The sequence below is a fragment of the Staphylococcus sp. 2S1 genome (assembly GCF_046721335.1).
GTDB lineage: Bacteria > Bacillota > Bacilli > Staphylococcales > Staphylococcaceae > Staphylococcus > Staphylococcus equorum_A.
In genome coordinates this window covers 2529466-2548257 of the sequence record NZ_JBEUUJ010000003.1, presented here as the reverse complement: position 1 = coordinate 2548257, position 18792 = coordinate 2529466, and the positions used below count along the sequence as shown (strand labels likewise).

Annotated in this window: 12 protein-coding genes and 7 pseudogenes; 16 read left to right on the top strand and 3 right to left on the bottom strand. The window is 31.2% G+C overall.

Annotated elements, in window-relative coordinates:
- Position 1 precedes the first annotated feature (1 nt).
- The 5 genes and pseudogenes from trmL to fumC all read left to right on the top strand — a co-directional run bounded on the left by trmL (position 2) and on the right by fumC (position 3723).
- A pseudogene (gene trmL / locus ABLV90_RS13250) lies at positions 2 to 473 on the top strand (tRNA (uridine(34)/cytosine(34)/5-carboxymethylaminomethyluridine(34)-2'-O)-methyltransferase TrmL).
- A gap of 184 nt (positions 474 to 657) precedes the next feature.
- Positions 658 to 1257: a glucosamine-6-phosphate isomerase gene (locus ABLV90_RS13245; RefSeq protein ID WP_460872758.1), complete on the top strand. Its 600-nt coding sequence runs from the start codon at positions 658 to 660 to the stop codon at positions 1255 to 1257.
- Between the two features lie 23 nt (positions 1258 to 1280).
- The gene (locus tag ABLV90_RS13240) at positions 1281 to 1466 is read left to right on the top strand and encodes an SAS053 family DNA gyrase inhibitor (RefSeq protein WP_427706989.1); all 186 of its coding nucleotides are present in this window, start codon (positions 1281 to 1283) and stop codon (positions 1464 to 1466) included.
- 208 nt (positions 1467 to 1674) lie between these two features.
- Positions 1675 to 2092, top strand: a pseudogene (locus tag ABLV90_RS13235) (hypothetical protein).
- A 245-nt stretch (positions 2093 to 2337) separates the two neighbouring features.
- Positions 2338 to 3723: a class II fumarate hydratase gene (fumC, locus tag ABLV90_RS13230; protein WP_460872757.1), complete on the top strand. Its 1386-nt coding sequence runs from the start codon at positions 2338 to 2340 to the stop codon at positions 3721 to 3723.
- 68 nt (positions 3724 to 3791) lie between these two features.
- Here the strand turns inward: fumC and ABLV90_RS13225 are convergent, their stop codons facing one another.
- Entirely contained in the window at positions 3792 to 4619 is an 828-nt protein-coding gene (locus tag ABLV90_RS13225; RefSeq protein ID WP_460872756.1) for an RluA family pseudouridine synthase, read from the bottom strand.
- A gap of 196 nt (positions 4620 to 4815) precedes the next feature.
- On the opposite strand from ABLV90_RS13225, the pseudogene ABLV90_RS13220 reads away from it, so the two are divergent.
- From ABLV90_RS13220 to ABLV90_RS13210, 3 genes and pseudogenes are all read left to right on the top strand, one after another.
- Positions 4816 to 5926: pseudogene (locus tag ABLV90_RS13220) on the top strand (GAF domain-containing sensor histidine kinase).
- A gap of 20 nt (positions 5927 to 5946) precedes the next feature.
- The gene (locus ABLV90_RS13215) at positions 5947 to 6570 is read left to right on the top strand and encodes a response regulator (RefSeq protein WP_460872755.1); all 624 of its coding nucleotides are present in this window, start codon (positions 5947 to 5949) and stop codon (positions 6568 to 6570) included.
- Between the two features lie 120 nt (positions 6571 to 6690).
- Positions 6691 to 7959 (top strand): dicarboxylate/amino acid:cation symporter, encoded by a 1269-nt coding sequence (locus tag ABLV90_RS13210; protein ID WP_460872754.1) that lies wholly within the window; start codon positions 6691 to 6693, stop codon positions 7957 to 7959.
- A gap of 130 nt (positions 7960 to 8089) precedes the next feature.
- On the opposite strand, the gene ABLV90_RS13205 is transcribed toward ABLV90_RS13210, so the two are convergent.
- Positions 8090 to 8434: a hypothetical protein gene (locus ABLV90_RS13205; RefSeq protein ID WP_427706996.1), complete on the bottom strand. Its 345-nt coding sequence runs from the start codon at positions 8432 to 8434 to the stop codon at positions 8090 to 8092.
- 327 nt (positions 8435 to 8761) lie between these two features.
- On the opposite strand from ABLV90_RS13205, the gene ABLV90_RS13200 reads away from it, so the two are divergent.
- Both ABLV90_RS13200 and ABLV90_RS13195 read left to right on the top strand, forming a co-directional pair.
- Positions 8762 to 9028, top strand: a complete 267-nt coding sequence (locus tag ABLV90_RS13200) for a hypothetical protein (RefSeq protein ID WP_460872753.1) — start codon at positions 8762 to 8764, stop codon at positions 9026 to 9028.
- Positions 9029 to 9337: 309 nt separating this feature from the next.
- A pseudogene (locus ABLV90_RS13195) lies at positions 9338 to 9480 on the top strand (IS5/IS1182 family transposase); the annotation flags it as partial.
- 323 nt (positions 9481 to 9803) lie between these two features.
- Here the strand turns inward: ABLV90_RS13195 and purU are convergent.
- A pseudogene (purU, locus tag ABLV90_RS13190) lies at positions 9804 to 10654 on the bottom strand (formyltetrahydrofolate deformylase).
- 431 nt (positions 10655 to 11085) lie between these two features.
- Here purU and ABLV90_RS13185 point away from each other — a divergent pair.
- From ABLV90_RS13185 to yhaM, 6 genes and pseudogenes are all read left to right on the top strand, one after another.
- Positions 11086 to 11551 (top strand): annotated as a pseudogene (locus ABLV90_RS13185) (helix-turn-helix transcriptional regulator).
- Between the two features lie 320 nt (positions 11552 to 11871).
- The gene (locus tag ABLV90_RS13180) at positions 11872 to 13002 is read left to right on the top strand and encodes a DUF445 domain-containing protein (RefSeq protein WP_460872752.1); all 1131 of its coding nucleotides are present in this window, start codon (positions 11872 to 11874) and stop codon (positions 13000 to 13002) included.
- A 68-nt stretch (positions 13003 to 13070) separates the two neighbouring features.
- Positions 13071 to 13415, top strand: a complete 345-nt coding sequence (locus ABLV90_RS13175; protein ID WP_460872751.1) for a YlbF/YmcA family competence regulator — start codon at positions 13071 to 13073, stop codon at positions 13413 to 13415.
- Positions 13416 to 13635: 220 nt separating this feature from the next.
- A complete protein-coding gene (locus ABLV90_RS13170; RefSeq protein ID WP_046466333.1) occupies positions 13636 to 14820 on the top strand; it encodes a metallophosphoesterase family protein in 1185 nt (394 codons plus the stop codon).
- A gap of 1 nt (position 14821) precedes the next feature.
- The gene (locus ABLV90_RS13165) at positions 14822 to 17755 is read left to right on the top strand and encodes an AAA family ATPase (RefSeq protein ID WP_460872750.1); all 2934 of its coding nucleotides are present in this window, start codon (positions 14822 to 14824) and stop codon (positions 17753 to 17755) included.
- A pseudogene (yhaM, locus tag ABLV90_RS13160) lies at positions 17755 to 18696 on the top strand (3'-5' exoribonuclease YhaM). The gene ABLV90_RS13165 and the pseudogene yhaM overlap by 1 nt, the downstream one beginning before the upstream one ends.
- Positions 18697 to 18792 lie beyond the last annotated feature (96 nt).

Sequence of the window (18792 nt, the reverse complement as noted above, 5' to 3'; positions counted from 1 at the left end):
AATGACAAACCACATAGTACTATTTCAACCACAGATACCTGGTAATACAGGCAGTATTGCAAGAACATGTGCGGGCACATATACACATTTACACTTAATTAAGCCACTTGGTTTCAGTACAGATGATAAGATGCTAAAGCGTGCTCGGATTAGATTATTGGGAAACTGTTAATATCACTTATCATGAAAGTATTGAAGACTTTTTTGAAGCAACAGAGGGTACTTATTATTTATTAACTAAATTTGGTAAGAAAACATATTCAGATTTTGATTTTACTGATACTACTCACGATCACTTCTTTATTTTCGGACGTGAAACGACTGGATTACCTGACTGGGTGAAAGAGACATATCAAGAAACGGCGTTACGTATCCCAATGAATGATAATATTAGATCATTAAACTTATCTAATACAGCATCATTGCTCATTTACGAAGCGTTAAGACAACAAAGTTTTCCAGAATTACATTAATAAATGCGCTAAATGAATGAAAATAATGTGATAGATTTGTATAATAGAGATAAGTCTTATAACTTAGCATTTAATTAATCAAATTGGTACATTAGTAATGTTGTGGTTTATCTCCATTACATCAAGGGTATTAATAAAAATAATGCTAGAACGCGTCTTAATAAAAAAGAGGAGTGTAATTACTATGGCAATGAACTTTAAAGTTTTAGAAAACGAAAAAATTGTAGCTGAATATGCTGCAGATATATTAAGAAAACAATTTAACAACAATCCGACAACTATTGCGGGTGTACACCTTTCTAATGATAATTCACCAGTATTAGATGAATTAAAGAAAAATGTAGATAATCATCCTGTAGACTTTAGTCAAATTAACATTTTAGATTATGATGATAACAAATCTTATTTTGAAGCTTTAGGTGTGCCTGAAGGTCAAATTTATAATGTTTCATTTAATGAAGACACTGAATCATTTATTGGTGATAAAATTAAAACAAAAGAAAATAAAGGTAAATTGATTACACAAGTACTATCAATTGATACTAATGGTAAATTGAACGTAAGTGTAAAACAAGGTCTATTTTCAGCACGTGAAGTTATTTTAATTATCACTGGCGCTGACAAAAAAGAAGTTGTTCACAAATTATATGAAGAAAATGGTAAAACAAGCTTTGAACCTTCAGATTTAAAAGCGCATCGTATGGTGAATGTAGTTTTAGATGAAGCGGCAACAGAAGGGTTACCTGAAGATGTAAGACATTATTTCACAGCACGTTTTGCTTAATATATAAATGTGAGGTGATAGGTATGACAAACAAAAAAGATAATAAACATTTACAAAATGATGTACCTGAACCTGAAAATGAAATGGTCAGTGACTACGAAGATGTAGTAGAACTTGGTAAGGAAATGGAACAAATTTCCGAGAAAAATGATGAGGATAAGTTAGATAAATCTCATGATCCAGAAGTTCGTTCAGATTTAAATGATTAGTTTTAACATAGCTCTTTGGGGGATTTTTTATTCACAAAGGGCTATTTTTATGTCTATTAATAGCAAATGAGATTTTGGAAAAATGAAAATTAATCTGTTTTGATAGTCAAATACTGTGATAAATTATTTTCAATTTAAAAAGAAATGCCAAGTTAAAAGTGAATGTGTTATTATTAAATCATTATTGGATTTAAGGAGACTTATACATATGTTAAGTAAGTATTGGAAATACATTATGATTAGTGCTTGTCATTGTTAATTTAATTTCTATTAAGGGTTTTCCTATGGCGATTGGTGCACTTTACTTACCCGTGTTATTTAAAGTTATAAAATTGCAGATAAATTTATCGCGTGGGCTTGTTGATCAAGTTAATGCTTCAACGTTCGTTAAAGGTAACCAAACTGGAATTATTATAAGTGTGATATGTTGTATTGTAATAACTGTATTGTTGTTTAAACCATTAGGAGATTTTTATAGTAGTTTAACTGGATTTTTAGGTACATTAGTTACGATTAGTCCTGTTACTATGGTTATCGGTGCGATTCTACTCATATTAACAGCTGTAGGTGTAATACAAGAAGCAAAAGTACAATTCAACAAAATAAACATTACTAAAGAAAGCTAAATTGTATAGTTACTAGATGATTTATAAAAAAGTATAGTTTATATAAAATGCCGTAAAATCTTAATGATTTTGACGGTATTTTTTTGTGGAAAAGTGAAGGGTTCTAATTAATAAGGTAAAATAATAACTCATAAATTCAATTTAAAATAAAATAATATGTAAACGCTCTATAATACGATTGCCCCTTTAAAATAATTAATGCTATACTAAAGCTGAATAACGAATAATGAAGGGGAGAATTTGAAATGTCAGTTAGAATTGAACATGATACATTCGGTGAAATTGAAGTACCTGCAGAAAAATATTGGGGTGCTCAAACAGAAAGAAGTAAACGTAACTTTCCAGTAGGCAAAGAACAAATGCCAATTGAAGTTGTTTACGGATTTGCTCAGTTAAAAAGAGGAGCAACATTAGCTAACAATGAATTAGGAAAACTATCGGACGCTAAAAAAGATGCCATTGTTTATGCTTGTGACCGTGTCATTAATAAAGAGCTAGATGAACATTTCCCATTAGTGGTTTGGCAAACAGGTAGTGGCACACAAAGTAATATGAACGTAAACGAAGTTGTGAGCTATGTAGCTAATGAATATTTAAAATCACAAGGCAGTGATGAAACGATACATCCTAATGATGACGTTAATAAATCACAAAGTTCAAATGATACTTTCCCAACAGCAATGCATGTGGCATTATACAATGAAGTAGAAACAAAACTTGAACCAGCTTTAAAAGCGTTACGTGATACTTTTAAAGAAAAAGAAGAACAATTTAACGATATTATAAAAATTGGCCGTACGCACTTACAAGATGCAACGCCTATTCGTTTAGGACAAGAAATTAGTGGGTGGCGTTTCATGCTTGATAAATGTGAAACTTTATTAGGTGAATCAAAAGCACACATCTTAAATTTAGCGATTGGTGGTACAGCTGTAGGTACAGGTATTAATGCGCATCCTGAATTTGGCGATAAAGTAGCTAAATTCATTTCGAAAAATACAGGTTATGCATTTGTTTCATCTGAAAATAAATTCCATGCATTAACAGCACACGACGAAGTGGTTCAATTACATGGTACTTTAAAAGCATTAGCAACTGACTTAATGAAAATTGCTAATGATATAAGATGGCTAGCATCAGGCCCGCGCGCAGGACTTGCTGAATTATCTATTCCTGAAAATGAACCTGGTTCATCTATAATGCCTGGGAAAGTGAACCCGACACAATGTGAAATGTTAACAATGGTAGCGGTACAAGTTATGGGTAACGATACAGCAGTCGGTATTGGAAGTTCTCAAGGTAACTTTGAACTTAACGTATATAAACCTGTCATCTTGCATAACACGTTGCAATCAATTTACTTATTAGCAGATGGCATGCAAACATTTAATGATAATTGTGCAGTTGGTATTGAGCCAATTCATGAAAATATAGATAATTATTTAAACCAATCATTAATGCTAGTGACTGCTTTAAATCCACATATTGGATATGAAAATGCCGCAAGTATTGCTAAAAAAGCACACCGTGAAGGTCTTACATTAAAAGAATCTGCAATACAATCAGGTCATGTGACTGAAGAGCAATTCGAACAATGGATTAAACCTGAAGATATGGTTGAACCAAAATAAAAGATATTAAAAAGCCAACGCTTCTTTAAATAGAACGCGTTGGCTTTTTTGTATTATATTAATATGATTTAAACTTCATCGTCCATACTTACTGAAATCGTTTCTTGCGTAAGTGGATGGATAAATTCAATTTTATAACTATTTAATTGAAGCTGTCTTAATGTTGAATTACCATATAATGGATCACCAATTACTGGATGACCAATTTCAGCTAAGTGAACGCGAATTTGATGGGTTCTACCTGTATCTAATTTTAAATCTACTTCACTTACATCTTCTTTAATCATTTTAGAATTAATGATATGTGTAATTGCAGTTTGTCCAGTAGGTGACACTCTACGTTTATTAGAGTGGAATTTATCTTTGCCAATTGGCATATCGATCGTTTGTGGTTTGATAGGTAATAAACTGTGCACATTTGCTTTATAAATACGGTCAATTTCATTTTCTTCTAGCATACGATCTAGAATTTTTTTCATTAATGGATTTTTAGCAACAATCAATAAACCAACCGTTTCTTGGTCTAAGCGATGTATTGGCTCAACGTAATCACTTTTGACTGTATAGATAACATGATTCATTAGTGTATTACTTTCTTTTAAATCATTCGGGTGTGTTTTAACGCCTTTTGGCTTCATCACAACAGCGATATCGTCATCTTCGTAATAAATTTGAGCATAGCGATAACTTGGTAAATAGTTGCTTACTTCTTCTGGTGTAGGAATATAAGCTACGTCACCAGTATTTACTTTAGACATTAATGTTGTTGGTTCATCGTTAATTGTAATTAACTTAGACATATTTAAATTATGTAAGTCTTTTTTAGGTAAGTGCAATTGTTGAAAAATTTCTCTCAATGTTAATTGATTATATTTAATAGGGATTTCAAATTTCATAGTATCCTCCTTGATTATCATATATAATCATACCATAAACAACGTGTTAAAAATATTAGACATAGTAATTCTATGAAATTTATTTTATTGTTAATTAAATCATTTTAAAGGTTAATCGAAACTGTATTTTTCAATTAGTTTATGAGCCTGTATAATGTATGTAAAGTAATATTGTATAAAAGAATGGACTGGTTAAATGGAAAAACCGACTAGACTTGCTTTATTAAAAGAAATTGCAGAATTTTTAAATGTAGAAACAGAAACATATAGTATGATGCAAGGTGCATTGAAGTCTTTAATTCAAGGAAGTGAGTTTACAACAGGCTGGATTTTCTTTATTGATGATTCAGGTCAACATGAGCTTGTATCTCATATAGATTTACCAGGCGCATTAGCCAAACAAAATTGTAAATATATGTGTGAAGGCACGTGTTGGTGTGTTCAAGCTTATCAAAATAAGAAATTGACCAAAGCATCTAATATCATTAATTGTTCGCGTATCAACCTTGCAAACCGTGCATATCATGATGAAACAGATGGTGTCACGCATCATGCAACTGTACCGCTAAGGTCAGGGGATGAACAATTCGGACTATTAAATGTTGCTACACCACATACAACGCATTATAGTGAAGAAGATTTAGAAATGCTTGAGTCTGTAGCGTTTCAAATTGGCTCTGCAATCAAACGTATTTGGCTAACAGATCAAGAAAAAGAAGCGAGCTCGTATAAGTGAACGAAATCGCTTAGCAAGGGACTTACATGATTCAGTGAATCAAATGCTTTTTTCTGTAAAATTAACAGCCCATGCAACTGAAGGAATTACTAATGAAGAAGTATCGCGCAAGGCTTTTCAAGTGATAGAACAAACAAGTCAACAAGCTGTTAACGAGATGCGAGCTTTGATTTGGCAATTAAAGCCAGTTGGACTAGAACAAGGTTTAGTTAACGCACTGAAAAAGTACAGTACGCTTTTACAACTTGAATTAACTGTTAAAGTAGATGGTCTGATCAATTTACCAAGTATAATTGAAGAAAATATTTATCGTATTATACAAGAAGCAATGAATAATACAAAAAAACATGGTGGTACAACACAAATAGATTTATCGTTGATTCAAAAAGATGGTTATCTAACTATTGATATAGTAGATCAAGGCAAAGGTTTTAATATTAATAAATCCAATCCACCAGACACTCATGGTTTAAGTAATATGAGACAACGTACAAAATTGATTAATGGTAAATTAGAAATAGATTCAACTCAAAATAAAGGCACTACAATTCATATAGCAGTTCCATTATAGTTTTTGAAAGGAAGTTTAACATGCATCGAATTATACTCGTAGATGATCATCATATCGTAAGACAAGGATTAGAATTCCTACTATCCACTGTTGACGATATAGATGTTATAGGAGGGTTTTCAGACGGTAAATCTTTCTTTGAATATTTAGAAACAAATGAATTACCTGATATTGTATTGTTAGATTTAGTTATGCCTGAAATGAATGGTATTGAAATTACAGAAAGAATGAAAAAGGCGTATCCAGAAGTGAAAATATTAGTCCTTACAAGTTATGTGGACGATGAACATGTAATTTCCGCTATTGATAAGGGTGCAGATGGATACGAGATGAAAGATGTAGAACCAGACCAATTAATAAAAACAATTAAGAAAGTACTTTCAGGTGAGAAAACGATACATCCTCAAGCGCAAAGTGTCATCGAAGCGGTGAGTAAAAAGCCACATTTTACTAATAAATTATCAAAGCGTGAATCAGAAGTATTGGCAGAGATGGCTAAAGGTAAAACAAATAAAGAAATTGCAGAAACACTGTTTGTTTCTGAGAAAACTATAAAAACACATGTCAGCCATATTTTCAATAAACTTCAAGTAACTGATCGCACACAAGCGACGATATATGCGATGCAAAACAATCTCATTTAAGATAGCGAAGGCATAGTATTGGAAGCGCATTCATTTTTTTGTAATTATTTTCAAATTTTACTTTTAATTATATAATATTACTATATAATACAGAGTAATAAACAATAGGGGGATAATGCAATGAAAACAAAAAACCTTTCAATGAAGATTGTCATAGCATTAATATTAGGTATTGCCATTGGTTCTATTTTTAATATGTTTGCACAATCTGCATTTGTAGTAAATGTTGATAAATACGTATTTAATGTTATTGGACAAATTTTCTTAAATTTAATATTTATGTTAGTAGTACCAGTAGTATTTGTATCAATCGTTTTAGGAGTAGTAGGGGTTGGGGACCCGAAACTACTAGGTGGTATAGGTTTAAAAACAATTACATTCTTTTTAGCAACTACAGCTTTAGCAATTACAATCGGTATAGCTTTAGCATTAATATTTAACCCAGGCGAAGGTAAGTCAGATTTATTAAATAGTGAAGATGTTTCTAGTTATCAAAAAACTTTAGATAAAGAAGAGGGCTCACAAAGTGTCGCAGCCAGTCAATCGTTCGATCAAACTTTAATTAATCTATTTCCAAAGAATCCATTACAATCAATGACTGATGAAAATATGCTTCAAATTATTACATTTGCTATTTTTATTGGGGTCGGTATTATTATGGTCGGTTCTAAAGCACAAATGGTACATAAGTTTTTTGAACAAACCAATGAAGTACTCATGTATATCGTGACCATGATTATGAGTGTCTTTGCACCAATTGGTACATTTGGTTTAGTTGCACATGCCTTTACAGGAGCTGGTTTTGGTGCTATTAAACAATTAGGTATGTACTTCTTTATTGTACTGTTAGCACTCGCAATTCATTTCTTCGTGGTATACGGTTCAGCAGTTAAATTCATGGGAAAAACAAGCCCATTGAAATTCTTTAAAGCATTTATACCAGCGATTTCGCTTGGATTTAGTGCTTCGAGTTCAACAGCAACGTTACCAGTCTCACTAAGATGTACGAAGAAAATGGGAGTGAGACCTGAAATTGCATCCTTTGTCCAACCTTTAGGTGCGACAATCAATATGGATGGTACAGCAATTATGCAAGGGGTAGCAACAATCTTTATTGCTCAAATTTCAGGTGTGGATCTTTCATTTGGACAACTTATTACAGTAGTAGTAATTGCAGTCGTAGCATCCATTGGAACTGCGGGTGTCCCAGGTGTCGGCTTAATTATGTTAGCAATGGTATTAAATGCAGTTGGATTAGACCCAGCAGCAATCGGTATTATTTTAGGTATAGATAGATTGTTAGATATGACAAGAACATCTGTAAATATTACTGGTGACGCGGCTTGTGCGTTGATTATTTCAAACGCAAGCAGACAGAAAAGATGCTAAAAAGGCTCAAGCATAAATAGTTAATAATATTTTAATAAAAAAGCCTCCCATTCAATTGTTTGAATGGGAGGCTTTTTGCATGTCAATTATAAATATGTATAACTATTAGTTTAGATGAGAGCAAAAATACTTAATTTCTATAGTAAGAATGATTCTCCTCTTTAATTTTATTAATGGAGTTGTAAAGTTCTACAAATCGTTTGCCATCTTTACGATTTACTTGGTCGAAGATCCATGATTCACCATCGTTATCTATTATGACAATGCGGAATGGAGAAAATGAAAACCCAAATTTAACATTTTTGACTTCATTAAAATGAAAAGCATCTTTATTTTCTGTTCCTTTAAGTGGTCCGCTTGCTTGAAACCGAATTTCATCATTTAGAAGTGTTAAAGTACCCGGAATTGTTTGAGCTGTAGAAACTTTCATAGCGGCGTATAGCGAAAACGCTGTATTGTGTGTCTGTATTGTCATAGCCGAGCCTCCAATTTTAGTGAAATTTTTCTTAGTATATCATTTTTTAATGTATGCAACAAATAAGAGATTAACTTAATATAAATTATAATTAAAAATTTAAATACAAACATAAAGTTTTTCGAAATATATTCATATAAAAACTTTAAAAATTCTGAATATTTTGTTAGTGTTATAACCAAGTTGCAAGGTAGTCAAAATAAGTTGCAACATTTTAAGGAGGAATTTTCTATATGGATACATTAAATTTTATGAAAAGTAAGGGGTTAGCAAGTTTAATGGTTGTCGCTTTAATTATTTCGTTAGTAGGTGTCTTCAATAGTGCAAGTGCTCGCAAGTATAGATAATCCGGTAGAAGTTAGCAAGAAAGATGAGAGTACAGTACATCTTAAATTAAAAGAAGGTATCAAGGGTACTCAAGCTGAAGATGGAGCGGTTACGCTTACTGATGAAGATGGAGAATCTAAAGAATTACCTACGGAAGTAGAAAAAGATGGAGAAACAGTTAAGATAAAATATACAGAAACTGACGATGGATATGATATGGAAGTTTTAAGTAAAGAGACAACACGTACACAAGCAGACTCAATGTAACAATTCTTTGTTTTAAAAAATTAAATGATTGATTCCTAAAAATTATTTTTTAAGAGAATAGAATATCAGTAATCATGATAAATTAAATCATTCAAACTAAAAAAGAGCCTTTATAGTTTCTTTCAGAGTGTCGACAAAGTCTCCGACTTTGTTGGCACTTTTTTGTGCACGCTTTCCGCGGGCACAGCCTCAGCCTGTAGTCTTCGGCTAGTGCTTTTCCCGCAGGAGTCGGCACGAATTAGTGGCATTTTTCAAACAAAAATAATGTAATATATTTAAATTAAACAGTGGTGGTGTTTGTAATGTTGAATAAATCAATTGATAAAAGAGATAGAAACGAACGTAGCTTACCATTGGTAGTAAGGTTAAACTATTTAGATAAAGTACCTCGTTTAGGTACATTTAGTAAAAACTATACACGCCGTTTTCATGATACAGATTTATTTTCACAAAGAATGTGAAAATTTTTAAAACAACGTGTGAAAAGTTTGAGAACCTACGAAAGATATTAATACAGACAAAGTCAGGTTAAGCTCTGTTATAGAACAGTTAACGTTAAAATTAAAGCTGTTCATTTAGATTGTATTGAATCTAAAAATCTAATTGCATCACTTAATAGTGAGCATGTAAATAAAAAAACGAGATAATACCTAAAGATTCTAGGTATTATCTCATTTATAAAAATCACACTTATAATAGAAGATATTGATAGTTATTATTAAAAAATGATACATGAGCATATGGTAACAACGAGTAGTACACGCCGTTTTTACTATTAATTAAATACGATTGTTTTATTTCCTTTTGTAACTATTACTTTATGTTGAACGTGGTATTCAACAGCTTGTGCTAATACACTTGATTCAACATGACGACCAATTTTTCTTAAGTCTTGAACATTATAACGATGATTAATACGTGTTACATCTTGATCAATGATAGGGCCTTCATCTAAGTCAGATGTTACATAGTGACTCGTAGCTCCGACAAGTTTCACTCCACGTTCCCAAGCTTGTTTATAAGGATTTGCTCCAATAAATGAAGGTAAGAAGGAATGATGAATATTGATGATTTGATTTGGATATTGGCTCACGAAATCGTCACTTAAAATTTGCATATATTTTGCTAATACAATGAGTTCAATTTCGTGTTTGCCACAAATATCTAAAATATATTTCTCAACTAAATCTTTAGCATCGTTGCTAGGCACATAATAAAAAGGAATATTAAACGTTTCTGCAAAATGTCTATTATTTTCGTGATTACTGACAACACATACAATTTCCGCAGTATTTCTCCACGTTTCACTCTCAGTAAAACTTCATTGAAAGCATGATCTTCTTTTGAAACAAATAAGGCAATTTTAGTTTTATGACTATTATCGAATAAGTTAAATTCAATATCATTTTCACTTAGTGTTTTTTCTAAAGCTTCTTTTACTAAAGGCACTTTATTAAATTCAAATCGTAAATATAATTTTCCATCGGCATCTTGTGCATGATCATATTCTGTAAAGTGATCTAAATGTAAAATATTAGAATCATATTGTGAAATGATATTTGTGATTAATGATGTAATTCCAACTTTGTCTGAACATGTTGCTAGTAATATGTATTTATCTTCCATTTTAAGCACCTCTAATTTTGAAAAGTAACTCAGAGTATAATGAAGATTCTGAAAAAAGTAAACGGTTATAGCTCAATTTAATAACTTTTAAATTTTTTTAATCTTTTTCTATGCGCAAATGGGTAAAGTAGGCTATAATGATTAATAGTGTTTTTATCTTAAAAGAGTAATAAGTAATTTAAGAAAATAACACTTTTCACAAAAATAATACGCTTACAATCAAAATGTTTTTTGTTTGTAACTTATTTATAAGATATAAGATTGATTATTTTGATAATTGCGCCAATGATAAAAAACAATGAAAATTTCATTTCACTCTTTTATTTTCTTGAAAATTGTATTAAGATGTAATTTGTGTTTCAAGAAGCGTGTATTATTGCAATTTCTTGTGTCCGGATAAAATATTCTTTTATGAAAGGTAGATTAAAGTAATGGATAGACAGCATTTCACAGATTTAATTCAAACAAAATTTAAAATGGTACGTATTGAAGCGAGGTTATACGCAAGATACGATGGCCCAAACTATTGGTCTTTCAAAAAAGACATTAGTTCAAATAGAAAAAGAGAGAGTATTACCTAACTGGACTACGTGTGTATCAATTTGTGCGTTATTCAGAGATTCAGATGTTCTAAATAGTACTTTTGGTTGTGATCCTTTAGAAATGGTACAAACGATTTCTCGTAATCATTGTGCATACCCTAACCATTCTACAACAAGTGACATATACTGGAATACGATTGATAGCCGCAACGGTTTCATCTTACAAAGTAATAAAGTAAGTGATATCTATCGTGTACTTAATAACGAAACGCAACCAATATTTGGAACGTCTAAATTAAGAGAAGCTGAAACATACTTCGGCAGAATATCAAAAGAAGAATTAATGCACGTATAATATTAATTCATTTTGTGATAGGAGAATCATTATTTATATAATTGGGTGACATGGGACTTTAAATTGTATATGAATGATTTAGTCACTTTACTCTACTTGACCTAAACAAAGATTTAGGTCTTTTTTTATTTGGTTGTTTTGTCACTTTATTTTAGTTGCTTGTGATATTTAAGATGAATTAAGTAACTAAATATAGAAAACAAGGTATTTTTACTACACATTTTTATAGTAAGTATTATACAATGTAAAAATGATTGTAATTTAAAATGGTCTTTCAATAAAACAGAAATAAATTATAGAATTTAAAGGAGAAATCATCTATGCATACTTTTTTAATAATTGTATTTATGATGGTGATTGGAGCATTGATAGGTGGGGTAACAAATATTTTAGCAGTTAGAATGCTATTTCATCCATTTAAAACCTATTATATTTTTAATAAACGTGTGCCCTTTACACCAGGATTAATACCAAAACGTAGAAAAGAAGTCGCTGATAAGATTGGTCAAGTAGTTGAAGAACACTTATTAACAGAAAGTTTAATCCAATCAAAATTAAATGCACCATCTTCAAGACAAGCAATTGAAGAAGTATTACTTAAACAAATTCAAAAATTAAAACAAGAACATATGACATTGCAATATTTCGCTGATAAGTTAGATTTAGATGTTGCGCGAGTAGCAAATGAAAAATTAGACTTAGTGATTTCAAATAAATTAGATGCATTTTACCAAGATAATCAAACTACACCTATCAAACAGATTATTCCTGAAGAAATAGAAGCTAGTATTGATAGTAAAATAGATTTAGTTCCTGATTTATTGTTTGAAAGAGCAAGCGTGTATCTAAGTTCAGAAAAAGGTGCAACTGATATTGCATCTATGTTGGAGACTTTCTTCAACGAAAAAGGTAAAATAGTTGGCTTATTACAAATGTTTATGACTAAAGAGAGTATTGCTGATCGTATTCAACATGAACTTATTCGTTTAACTAAACATCCTAAAGCTAAGGCAATTGCAAAACAGGTCATTGATAATGAATATGAGACTATGAAAGCTAAAAATTTAAATGAACTTGTTAGCGAAAGTCAGTACAATTCATTTAAAACTTCTATAACTGAATTAGCTGTTGGTTATTTAGATGTAGATAAAGTATCAAAACAATCGTTTAATACTTTAATGCCAAGCTTTATTCATTTCTTAGAAAGTAAAGTTTCTCAAAAACTAACAGATGTTATTATAGAGAATATATCTAAACATATATCTCCAATCATGAAAAAGATTAATTTAAGACAAATGGTTGAAGAACAAATTAATACATTTGATTTAGCTTATATAGAAAGATTAATCATTGATGTCGCAAATAAAGAACTGAAATTAATTATGCTTTTAGGTTTTTTATTAGGGGGCATAATAGGGCTATTACAGGGCGTAATTGCAATTTTTGTATAACATATTAAATTATGTTATTGTAATACCGATGTGGTTTTCACACATATACAAAAAAGGAGTGAAGCATAGTGGCAGTAAATTTACACGATCATGCAAATCAATTAGAACAAGCTTTAAGAGAAAGTGATGAATACCAAGCTATTCAAAAAGCTTATGCAAATGTTAAAGAAAATAAAGAGTCAAAAGAATTATTTGACGAATTCCGTGAAACTCAATTAGAATTCCAACAAAAACAAATGCAAGGTGAAGAAATCGGTGAAGAAGAGCTACAAAAAGCACAAGAACAAGCTCAAAAAATCGAAAATGATTCAAACATTTCAGAATTAATGGTCGCTGAACAAAACATGAGCCAAGTATTCCAAGAAATCAACCAAATCATTGTTAAACCTTTAGACGAAATCTACGCTGACTAATATCAATTAATCAGATTTTTGATTTCCGGCTACAATACATTTTATGTATTGTAGCTTTTTTTGTTTTATCGACTGAATCTTAGACAATGTGGTAAAATATAGAGATACAAGGTATTCGCATGCACACATCTTAAAATTTGAATGAGCAACTAATTCATTTATAGATTGTCTTGCATGTATCATCTTAAATAAACCTTTAGATAAAGGAGAACTGTACTGTATGGTGAAATTTATTCATTGTGCTGACTTACATTTAGATAGCCCGTTTAAGTCAAGAAGCTATTTAAGTCAGTCGATTTTTGAAGATATGCAAAAAAGTGCGTACGAAAGCTTTAAAAAAATAGTAGATTTAGCATTGAATGAAGAAATAGATTTTATGATTGTTTCTGGTGATTTATTTGACCAACAGAATCGGACATTACGTGCAGAAGTGTTTTTGAAAGAGCAATTTGAGCGCTTATCTAAAGAACAAATATTCGTCTATATTTGTCATGGCAATCATGATCCTTTATCATCGAATATTGGAACAGAATGGCCAGATAATGTTTCAGTGTTCTCAGAAAATGTTGAAACTTATCAAACAATCACTAAAAATGGAGAAGAAATCTATCTTCACGGCTTTAGTTATCAAAATGATGCGAGTTACGAAAATAAATTAGATGCTTATCCATCAAGTCAAGGCCAAAAAGGAATCCATATTGGCATACTTCATGGTACATATAGTAAATCTAGTGCGAAAGACCGCTATACAGAATTTAGATTAGAAGATTTAAACAATAAGCTGTATCATTATTGGGCACTAGGTCATATTCATGAACGTCAACAATTAAGCGATATGCCTCAAATTCACTATCCAGGTAATATACAAGGCCGACACTTTAAAGAATTAGGTGAAAAAGGTTGTTTACTCGTAGAAGGCGACGATTTAAATCTCGAGGCTAAATTCGTACCTACACAATTTATTCGCTTTGAAAAAGCAACGCTTGAAACAGATAAAACTTCTAAGCAAGGTCTTTTTGAAGCAATTCAAACTTTTAAAACACAAGTGAGAAAAAATGGTAAATCGATTTATCAATTGAAGGTTATTGTTAATTCCGATCAATTGATACCTGAACAAGACGTCATACAAGTTCATGAAATGATTAGTGATTATGAAGAAAATGAACATAACTTTGTATTTATTGAAAATTTAACAATCAACAATAAATATGAAGATCAAAATACATTAGTAAAAGAATTCTCGCCAGAGTTAATCGATGACAACACTGTTTATGATAAAGCTATGAACGATTTATATTTAAACCCTAAAGCTTCTAAATATCTAGAAAATTATAGTGATTTTGATCGACGTGGTTTGATAGAACATGCCGAAGAATTATTAAAGTCAGATATGAGGGAGGAATAATATGAAAATTAAATCGTTAGAGATATATGGTTATGGTAGATTTATACAAAGAACAATCGAATTTGATGAGACTTTCACTGAAATATATGGTGAAAACGAAACTGGAAAGTCTACGATACAAGCCTTTATTCACTCCATCTTATTTGGTTTTCCAACAAAAAAAGAAAATGAGCCGCGCTTAGAACCACGATTAGGTAACCAATATGGTGGTAAATTAACTTTAATTCAAGATGATGGCACATTAGTTGATGTAGAGCGTATAAAGGGTAGTGCAGTAGGCGATGTGAAAGTTTATTTACCTAATGGCACGATTAAAGATGAAAATTGGTTGAAAAAAGAATTGAATTTTATTTCTAAACGTACATACCAAGGTATTTTTTCTTTTGATGTACTTGGGTTACAAGATATTCATAAAAATATGGATGAGACACAATTACAAAATTATTTATTACAAGCGGGTGCATTAGGTTCTACAGAATTTACTAGCATGCGTGGCATTTTAAATGAGAAAAAAGAAATGTTATATAAGAAAAATGGACGTAATCCAATTATTAATCAACAATTAGATCAGTTGAAAGACTTAGAGAGTCAAATTAGAGCAGAAGAGTCGAAGTTAACTACTTATAAAAGACTTGTGGATGATAAAGATAAATCAGAACGCGTGTTAGATAATATAAAGCAAAATCTAGCACAGTTATCTAAAATGCATAACGAAAAACAAAAAGAACTCACTTTGCATGAACAAACACAAGAATGGAAAACATTAGAATCTCAACTAAATATTGAACCAGTACTTTTCCCAGAACAAGGTATTGATCGCTACGAATCTGCAAAAATTCAAACCCAAAACCTTAAAAGAGATTTGGGTTTAAGAGAAGAAAAGTTAGCGCATCTTAAATCAGAAAATGAAAAAATCAATGTTCCGAAACAAAGTGATATAGATGCTTTCAATCATTTACACCAACAAGAGAATGAAATTAAACAAAAAGAATACGAACTTAAAGCTATTGAAAAAGACATCCAAGATAAAGAGCGCGAAAAGACTGGTCTGAAGTCTAATATTGGTCGGCATGATGTGCATCATCAAGTTGACAGTTCAGAAGCAATGAAAAGCTTTGTAAGTAATCAAATTAAAAACAAACAAGAACAAACTGCATTTGTACAACAACTCGAACGTAATATCGAAGAAAATAAAATTGATCAAGAGACCAATGCTACGGAAATAGATGCTTTAGAAGCAGATATTGTACCTGAAGAAAATTTTGAAAAGAAAAAACAATATAATAAACAAGTATTTGAGCTTCAAGAAAAGAATAACCTTTACCAAAAAATGAAAGAGGCTTTTGATAAAGATCAACAAGAAAATGAGAAAAAACAGAATTTATTACGCATAAGCTTAATTATATTAGCAGTAATAAGTATAGGACTAACGATTTTCTCATTCGTATCTGCGAACATACTCTTTGGCGTTGTATTTACGATATTGTCAGTCATATTTATCATAGGCGTTTTCTTTGTAAAATCTAAGGAAATAGGTCATAGTGAAACTTTCTCAAAAGAAATAGATGATTTGCAACGACAAATTACGCATTTAGAAGATAATTATGATCTTGACTTTGACTTGGATGATCAGTACCGAGTGCGGGAACAGTTGCATAGTACAGTTAAGACAAAAGAAGCACTTGATAAAAAGGCCGACTATTTAGCAACGAGTTTAGAGCAAGCTCAAAAACAATATCAAGAAGCACAAGACAGTATTCATAAAGTTAAAACAGATTTGCATTTATCTGATAAAATGTCAGATGAACTAATCATTGATAGTATTGGCACAATGAATAAGATTAAAGACTACGATAAGCATATCGATGAACTTAAAGAGCAAGCGCGTCAATTACGTGAATCGTTAGAAGCATTTTATGCACATGCTAAAGAAATAACTAATAATCAATTTACGTATTTTAATGATTTATCACTATTCCATGACATTAGACAGTGGCTCAAAGAAGAAACAAGTAATCTTGAAAAATGGAATAGAAACGATGAGCAAATCAAATTAATTGAGAGTGAAGTATCGCAACTACACAATCGATTAAACGAAAATAATAATGTGATTACACAGTTATTTGGCTATGTTAATGCTTCTGATGAAGAGAGTTATTATCAACAACATGTACAATATCAAAATTATCAACAACAAATGACAAGGTTTAATGATTTATCGAAATACTTAGAGAATCAAAATTATAATTATGATTTAAGCTCAAGGTTAAGTGAAAAGACTTATGCGCAATTAACGCATGAAGATGAAGTCTTAGCACGACAAGTAGACGAATATAATGATCAATATTTAGAAATGCAGTCAGAAGTTAGTGACTTAAACGCAAAAATAACTGATATGGAAACAGACAAGACATTAGCTGATTTAAGACATAGATTCCATATTCTTAAAAATAAAGTAAATGATGAAGCAAAAGATTGGGCAAGTCTGAGTTACTTACAATCTTTAGTAGAAGGTCACATTGCACAAATTAAAGATAAACGTTTACCAGAAGTGATAAGCGAAGCAACTGATATATTTACGCATTTAACAAATGGTCATTACGTACAAGTGACTTATGCTAACGATGAATTAATGGTGAAACAACAAAATGGTCAAATGTATGAACCAGTAGAACTTAGTCAGTCTACTAAAGAAATACTTTATATTTCATTGCGATTGAGTTTAATCAAAACGTTAAAACCATACTATCCATTTCCAATTATCATTGATGATGCATTTGTACATTTTGATAAACAACGCAAAGAAATTATGATGAATTATTTAAGACAAATGCCGAAAGACTATCAAATTTTATTCTTTACATGTGTGAAAGATACAAGTGTGCCTTCAAAACAAATCATTACGTTGAATAAATTCGAGGAAGGCGGTAAATAATGAGAAACGTAGAAAATTTAAAGCCTGGAGATTCTGTAGATCACTTTTTTCTAATTCATAAAGCAATACAAGGTGTGACAGCTCAAGGCAAAGATTATATGACACTACATTTACAAGATAAAAGTGGGGATATAGAATCTAAATTATGGACGGTTTCAAAAGAAGATATGAAAATATTAGAGCCTGAACAAATTGTCCATGTTACTGGTGATGTTATCAATTATCGTGGTAGAAAACAGATGAAAATCAATAAAATACAGTTAGCTAAACCAGAAGATAATATGAAAACACAAGATTTTGTTGATGGTGCGCCATTAACACCAGATGAAATTCAAGAAGAAGTTTCACATTATATGCTAGATATTGAAAATGCTACGCTACAACGTATTACGCGTCATTTGATACGTAAGCATCAAGAAGCATTTTTCACATTCCCAGCGGCAAGTACACATCACCATAACTTTTCTAGTGGTTTAAGTTATCATGTATTAACGATGTTGCGTGTTGCTAAATCTATATGTGATATTTATCCTTTACTTAACCGTAGTTTATTATATAGCTCAATTATTTTACATGATTTAGGTAAAGTAAGAGAATTAAGCGGACCAGTTGCTACATCGTACACAGTAGAAGGTAATTTACTTGGTCACATCTCCATAGCGAGTGATGAAGTTGCGTAAGCGGCAAGAGAGTTGAATCTTGACGGAGAAGAAGTACTTTTATTGCGCCATATGATTTTAGCACATCATGGTAAGATGGAATATGGTTCTCCTAAGTTACCGCACATGAAAGAAGCAGAAATATTATTCTTTATTGATAATATCGATGCTAAAATGAATATGTTTGAAAAAGCATATAAGAAAACGGATAAAGGTCAATTTACTGAGCGTATTTTTGGACTAGATGGCAGACAGTTTTATAATCCAACGTCACTAGACTAATCACGTCATTGTTTATATAAGAGGATAGTTTGGAACATCAAGAACACATCCTCAAATTAAATACACCAAGCCATTTGTTTTTCTGTTGGCTTGGTG